Genomic DNA, 5,954 nt, shown 5'->3' with positions numbered 1-5,954 from the left:
CACGGCCTGACGCTGCATGTTGGAGCCCATCAGCGCGCGGTTGGCGTCGTCGTTCTCCAGGAACGGGATCAGCGCCGCAGCGACGGACACAACCTGCTTGGGCGACACGTCGATCAGATCGATCATGTCGGGACGGGCCAGCAGATACTCGCCCCCCTTGCGGCACGACACCAGCAACTCGGCGAACTTGCCATCGGCCTGCAACGGCGCGTTGGCCTGGGCCACCATGTAGCGGCCTTCTTCCATGGCCGACAGGTACACCACTTCCGACGTCACCTTCAGGTCCACCACCTTGCGGTAGGGGCTTTCGATGAAGCCATACTGGTTCACGCGGGCATAGGTAGCCAGGCTGTTGATCAGACCGATATTCGGGCCTTCCGGCGTCTCAATCGGGCAGATACGGCCATAATGGGTCGGATGCACGTCGCGGACTTCGAAGCCGGCGCGCTCACGGGTCAGACCGCCCGGCCCCAGGGCCGAAAGACGACGCTTGTGCGTGATCTCCGACAGCGGGTTGGTCTGGTCCATGAACTGCGACAGCTGGCTCGAGCCGAAGAACTCGCGCACGGCAGCGGCAGCCGGCTTGGCATTGATCAGGTCATGCGGCATGACCGTGTCGATCTCGACCGAGCTCATACGCTCGCGGATCGCACGCTCCATGCGGACCAGGCCGATGCGGTACTGGTTTTCCATCAGCTCGCCGACCGAACGCACACGGCGGTTGCCGAGATGGTCGATGTCGTCGATTTCGCCGCGCCCGTCCTTCAGTTCGGTCAGGGTGCGCACGCAGGCCAGGATGTCTTCCGTGCGCAGCACGCGCACGGTGTCATCGGCCTCCAGGCTGAGGCGCGCGTTCATCTTGACGCGGCCGACGGCCGAGAGGTCGTAGCGCTCCGGATCGAAGAACAGGCCGTGGAACAGCGCCTCGGCGGTGTCCACCGTCGGCGGCTCGCCCGGACGCATGACGCGGTAGATTTCAAACAGCGCCTGCTCGCGGCCCTGGTGCTTGTCGGCCACCATGGTGTTGCGGATGTAGGAACCGATGGTGACGTGGTCGACATCGAGCACCGAGATCTGTTCGATGCCGGCGGCTTCCAGCAGCTCGATCTTCTTGACGTCGAGCTCCTCGCCCGCCTCGAGATAGATCTCGCCGCTCTCTTCGTTGACGATGTCGAGCGAGTTGTACTTGCCGACCATGTCCTGCGGCGAAACGATCAGCTCCTTGAGCCCTTCTTCCGCCAGCTTCTTGGCCAGGCGCGGGGTCACCTTGGTGCCGGCCTCGACCATCACCTTGCCGGTCTTGGCATTGATCAGGTCGTTGTTCAGGCGCACGCCGCGCATGCGCTCGGCGTTATAGTCGGTGCGCCAGCCCTTCTTGTCGCGCTTGAAGATCACCTTCTTGTAGAAGGAATCCAGAATCTCTTCCTGGGTCAGGCCGAGCGCGAAGAACAGCGTGGTGACCGGCAGCTTGCGGCGACGGTCGATGCGGACATGCACGATGTCCTTGGCATCGAACTCGAAATCGAGCCACGAACCGCGATAGGGAATCACGCGGGCGGTGTAGAGATACTTGCCCGAGGAATGGGTCTTGCCCTTGTCGTGATCGAAGAACACGCCCGGGCTGCGATGCATCTGCGAAACGATGACGCGCTCGGTGCCATTGATGATGAAGGTGCCCTTGTCGGTCATGAGCGGCATGTCGCCCATGTACACGTCCTGCTCCTTGATGCCCTTGACCGACTTGGCCTGGGTGTCGGGATCGACTTCGAAGACGATCAGGCGGAGCGTCACCTTCAGCGGCGCGGCAAAGGTCATGCCGCGCTGCATGCACTCGTCGACATCATACTTCGGCGCTTCGAACTCGTATTTGACGAATTCGAGCGAGGAACTGTCGCTGAAATCCTTGATCGGGAACACCGACTTGAACACCGCCTGCAGGCCCGCATCGGGGCGCTTGTCGGCAGCATCGGTCATCATCAGGAAGCTGTCGTAGGAACTCTTCTGAACCTCGATGAGGTTCGGCATCGAGGTCACGCTCGGGATGCGCCCGAAGCTTTTGCGAACGCGCTTGCGGCCGGTGAACGACAAGGTCATGTCTGTTCCAAATCTCTCATGATGCGGCGTCTGTCACGCCGCGCAGTTCCGGACCAGCGATAAATTTCACGGGCCCATTATCCCGCCGGGCGATCGCCGCGCCCAAAGATCCGGTACTGCACTGACCCGCCAAAAATCCGCGGCGGCCGGGGTGTGTATCGATAAATATGCCCTGATATAGGGCAGTAACGGGGCAGGTCCACACCGGACCCGCCCCGCCACCTTTACGCGTATTACTTGACTTCGACCTTGGCGCCCGCGGCTTCCAGCTGGGCCTTGATCTTGGCGGCGTCGTCCTTGTTGACGCCTTCCTTGACGGCCTTCGGCGCGCCTTCGACCAGATCCTTGGCTTCCTTGAGGCCCAGGCCGGTGATGGCACGCACTTCCTTGATCACGTTGATCTTGTTCGCGCCGGCTTCGGCGAGGATCACGTTGAACTCGGTCTTCTCTTCAGCGGCCGGGGCAGCAGCGCCGGCAGCAGCGGCAACGGCAACCGGAGCAGCGGCGGAGACGCCCCACTTCTCTTCGAGCAGCTTCGCGAGCTCAGCAGCCTCGAGGACGGTCAGAGTCGACAGCTCGTCGACGATCTTGTTCAAATCAGCCATTTTAGTGACTCCTAGTTGGTAGGTTCGATACCTGGTTAGACAGTTACGGTTCGGCTTGCGGCCTTAACCCTTGGTGGCATACGCATTGAGCAGGCGGGCCAACTGGCCAGCCGGCGCCTGCACGACGCCGGCGACCTTGGTCGCAGGCGCATTGAGCAGGCCGATGATCTTGCCGCGCAGTTCGTCGAGCGACGGCAAGGTCGCCAAGGCTTTCACACCCTCAGCATTCAGGACGGTTTCGCCCATGGCGCCGCCAACAACGAGGAACTTCTCGTTCTTCTTGGCGAACTCCACGGCGACCTTCGCTGCTGCGACCGGATCATTGGCATATGCAATGCCGGTCGGACCCTTGAAGAGGTTCTTCAGGGATGCGTAGGGCGTGCCCTCGAGGGCAAGACAGACAAGACGGTTTTTCGCGACCTTGAAGCTGGCACCAGCAGCCTTCATCTGACGACGCAGCTCAGTTACCTGAGCGACGGTCAGACCGGCATTCTGGGTTACCACCACAACTTCGGCCTGTTTAAAGACCTGGTTGAGGATGGTCACCATCTCCTGTTTTTGAGCACGATCCACTGCTCGTCTCCTAAACAAGGAATCAGGTTGCCCTGATCCTGGTTGGCACTTGAGCGATCGACTTGGTCGCCCCGACGCAGCTGTCACCAGCCTTGTCGAAATGCGGCAAACCGATCACCCGGTTCGCCTGTCCCAGGGCTCGAACCTTCACGGACCCGGCCAAGAGCATTCTTGGGCCGCGTCCTAGAAAATTCTCTTCCCCGTCTATGCAGGTGGCAATCCCATTAAACCCCTCGGCTAAAAAGCTCCGGAGCGCCTGCAGTCTCGGACAGGTTGCGGTATTGCGGTTGCCCGAAATACCGCTTCGCCGGCCCTTCCGAGGAAGGCCCGGCGAAACTCTTCAATGCTTAGGCGGCAGCCTTGTCGCCGCCCATGGCATCGCTCAGTTCGAGGCGCACACCCGGACCCATGGTCGAGGAGAGCGCGATCTTCTTCACGTAATGACCCTTCACGCCGGTCGGCTTGGCCTTGTTCACGGCATCGAGGAAGGCCTTCACGTTCGCGAGGATCTGAGCCTCGGTGAACGACGCCTTGGCGATACCGGCATGCAGCAGGCCCGCCTTCTCAACGCGGAACTCAACCTGGCCGCCCTTCGCGGCCTTCACCGCGCCGGCGACATCCATGGTGACCGAGCCGAGCTTGGGGTTCGGCATCAGGCCGCGCGGGCCCAGCACCTTACCCAGCTTGCCGACCACAGCCATCATATCGGGCGTGGCAATGCAGCGGTCGAACTCGATCTTGCCGGTGTTGATGATTTCGGCCAGATCGTCGGCGCCAACCAGATCGGCACCGGCCTTCTTGGCTTCCTCGGCCTTCGCGCCCTTGGCGAAAACCGCGACGCGCACGGTCTTGCCAGTGCCCGACGGCATGGTGACCACGCCGCGGACCATCTGGTCGGCATGGCGCGGGTCGACGCCGAGGTTCATGGCGATCTCGATGGTCTCATCGAACTTCGCCTTGGCATTGGCCTTCACCATCTTCACGGCTTCTTCGAGGCCGTAGCGATGGTCGGGGTTCACCGTCTTGGCGGCGGCAGTGTAACGCTTACCTTGAGTCATGATCCGGATCTCCCCTTATTCGCCACGAACGTCCAGGCCCATCGAGCGGGCCGAACCAACGATCATGCGGGCAGCCGCATCAACGTCGTGAGCGTTGAGATCCTTCATCTTGGCCTTGGCGATCTCGCGCACCTGATCCATCGTCACCGAACCGACCTTGTCGCCACGGCCGGTCGTCTTCGAACCGGACTTGATGTTGGCGGCCTTCTTGAGGAAGTAGGTCACCGGCGGGGTCTTGGTGATGAAGGTGAACGAACGGTCCGAATACACGGTGATCACCACCGGGATCGGCATGTCCTGCTCAAGATCCTTGGTCTGCGCGTTAAAGGCCTTGCAGAATTCCATGATGTTGACGCCGCGCTGACCGAGCGCGGGGCCAATCGGCGGCGACGGGTTGGCCTTGCCGGCCGGAACCTGCAGCTTGATATAGCCGTCAATCTTCTTCGCCATACTGACTTCCTTTCCTGCTTGGAGAGGCTTGCTCTCCGCTAGCGGATGCGCGGTGCGACAGGGTCGGTCCGGCGAATCTGGACCTTAGCTGTCTCCCACGCGGTGAACCGGGCGATACTGTGCCCGGGTACTCAAGCAGTCAGGTCAGAGCTTCTCGACCTGGCTGTATTCCAGTTCCACCGGGGTGGCGCGACCGAAGATCGACACCGCCACCTTGAGGCGGGCGCGCTCTTCGTCCACTTCTTCCACCACGCCGGAGAACGACGTGAACGGGCCATCGGCCACACGCACCTGCTCGCCCACCTCGAAGGTGACCGAAGGCTTGGGATGTTCCACGCCTTCCTTCACCTGATTGGCGATACGCTGCGCCTCGGCTTCCGTGATCGGCGACGGCTTGCCGCCCGAGCTCAGGAAGCCGGTGACCTTCGGCGTATTCTTGACGAGATGATAGGTCTCGTCGGTCATTTCCATCTTCACCAGCACATAGCCGGGGAAGAACTTGCGTTCGGCATTGACCTTCTGGCCGCGGCGGACTTCCACCACTTCCTCGGTCGGGACGAGCACTTCCTCGAAGTGATCGGCCATGCCCTTTTGTGCCGCGCCATCGCGGATCGCCTGCGCGACCTTCTTCTCGAAGTTCGCGTAGACATGGACGATGTACCAGCGCGCCGCCATCGTCTTTAACTCCCCAGGCCGAGGATCATCTGCACACCAAAGCGCAGGATCGTGTCGACCACAAAAAAGAACAGCGCGGCGACCAGGCCCATCAGAAACACCATGGCCGTGGTGATCAGGGTTTCCTTACGGCTCGGCCAGGTGACCTTTGTGGTCTCCTGCCGGACTTGCCGGAAAAACTCGATCGGACTGACTTTCGCCATCGCCTTGTTATCCTAAACTCAAACTCGTTTACGTCTGCCACGCTGGCAGGGGCGGAGGGAGTCGAACCCCCAACCCCCGGTTTTGGAGACCGGTGCTCTAGCCAGTTGAGCTACACCCCTGCATGCGCGTCAGAACCGAGGCCGTCGCTTACGCGATGACCTTGGCGACGACGCCGGCGCCGACGGTGCGGCCGCCTTCGCGGATCGCGAAGCGCAGGCCTTCGTCCATGGCGATCGGCGCAATCAGCTCGACTTCCATCGACACGTTGTCGCCCGGCATCACCATTTCAACGCCG

The 5,954-nt window shown here is 61.6% G+C and carries 7 protein-coding genes, 1 tRNA gene and 1 pseudogene; all 9 read right to left on the bottom strand.

Translation table 11 applies throughout. The annotated features are described in order from the left end of the window. Positions 1–2,094 (bottom strand): DNA-directed RNA polymerase subunit beta (rpoB, locus tag AAG799_RS21985; RefSeq protein ID WP_341899190.1); only part of this gene is annotated, 2,094 nt, incomplete at its 3' end. Between the two features lie 233 nt (positions 2,095–2,327). Beyond that, positions 2,328–2,699, bottom strand: coding sequence for a 50S ribosomal protein L7/L12 (gene rplL / locus AAG799_RS21980; protein ID WP_341899188.1), 372 nt, complete (start codon positions 2,697–2,699; stop codon positions 2,328–2,330). 63 nt (positions 2,700–2,762) lie between these two features. Continuing rightward, positions 2,763–3,272: a 50S ribosomal protein L10 gene (gene rplJ, locus AAG799_RS21975; RefSeq protein ID WP_341899186.1), complete on the bottom strand. Its 510-nt coding sequence runs from the start codon at positions 3,270–3,272 to the stop codon at positions 2,763–2,765. Positions 3,273–3,619: 347 nt separating this feature from the next. Continuing rightward, a complete protein-coding gene (gene rplA, locus AAG799_RS21970; RefSeq protein ID WP_341899191.1) occupies positions 3,620–4,333 on the bottom strand; it encodes a 50S ribosomal protein L1 in 714 nt (237 codons plus the stop codon). A 12-nt stretch (positions 4,334–4,345) separates the two neighbouring features. Continuing rightward, complete coding sequence (rplK, locus tag AAG799_RS21965) at positions 4,346–4,780, bottom strand: 50S ribosomal protein L11 (protein ID WP_341899184.1); 435 nt, start codon at positions 4,778–4,780, stop codon at positions 4,346–4,348. Positions 4,781–4,924: 144 nt separating this feature from the next. Further along, positions 4,925–5,455, bottom strand: a complete 531-nt coding sequence (gene nusG / locus AAG799_RS21960; protein ID WP_341899183.1) for a transcription termination/antitermination protein NusG — start codon at positions 5,453–5,455, stop codon at positions 4,925–4,927. A 5-nt stretch (positions 5,456–5,460) separates the two neighbouring features. Further along, positions 5,461–5,658, bottom strand: coding sequence for a preprotein translocase subunit SecE (gene secE, locus AAG799_RS21955; RefSeq protein WP_341899182.1), 198 nt, complete (start codon positions 5,656–5,658; stop codon positions 5,461–5,463). 43 nt (positions 5,659–5,701) lie between these two features. After that, positions 5,702–5,778: transfer RNA gene (locus AAG799_RS21950), tRNA-Trp, on the bottom strand. A gap of 28 nt (positions 5,779–5,806) precedes the next feature. Next, positions 5,807–5,954 (bottom strand): annotated as a pseudogene (gene tuf, locus AAG799_RS21945) (elongation factor Tu); the annotation flags it as partial.

The organism is Ferrovibrio terrae (assembly GCF_943371255.1).
GTDB lineage: Bacteria > Pseudomonadota > Alphaproteobacteria > Ferrovibrionales > Ferrovibrionaceae > Ferrovibrio > Ferrovibrio terrae_B.
This window is presented reverse-complemented; position numbering and strand designations above follow the sequence as displayed.

Coding starts and splice junctions, on each gene's coding strand:
- rplL (WP_341899188.1), bottom strand. CDS start 2,699: ATGGCTGATTTGAACAAGATCGTCGACGAGCTGTCGACTCTGACCGTC.
- rplK (WP_341899184.1), bottom strand. CDS start 4,780: ATGGCGAAGAAGATTGACGGCTATATCAAGCTGCAGGTTCCGGCCGGC.
- nusG (WP_341899183.1), bottom strand. CDS start 5,455: ATGGCGGCGCGCTGGTACATCGTCCATGTCTACGCGAACTTCGAGAAG.
- secE (WP_341899182.1), bottom strand. CDS start 5,658: ATGGCGAAAGTCAGTCCGATCGAGTTTTTCCGGCAAGTCCGGCAGGAG.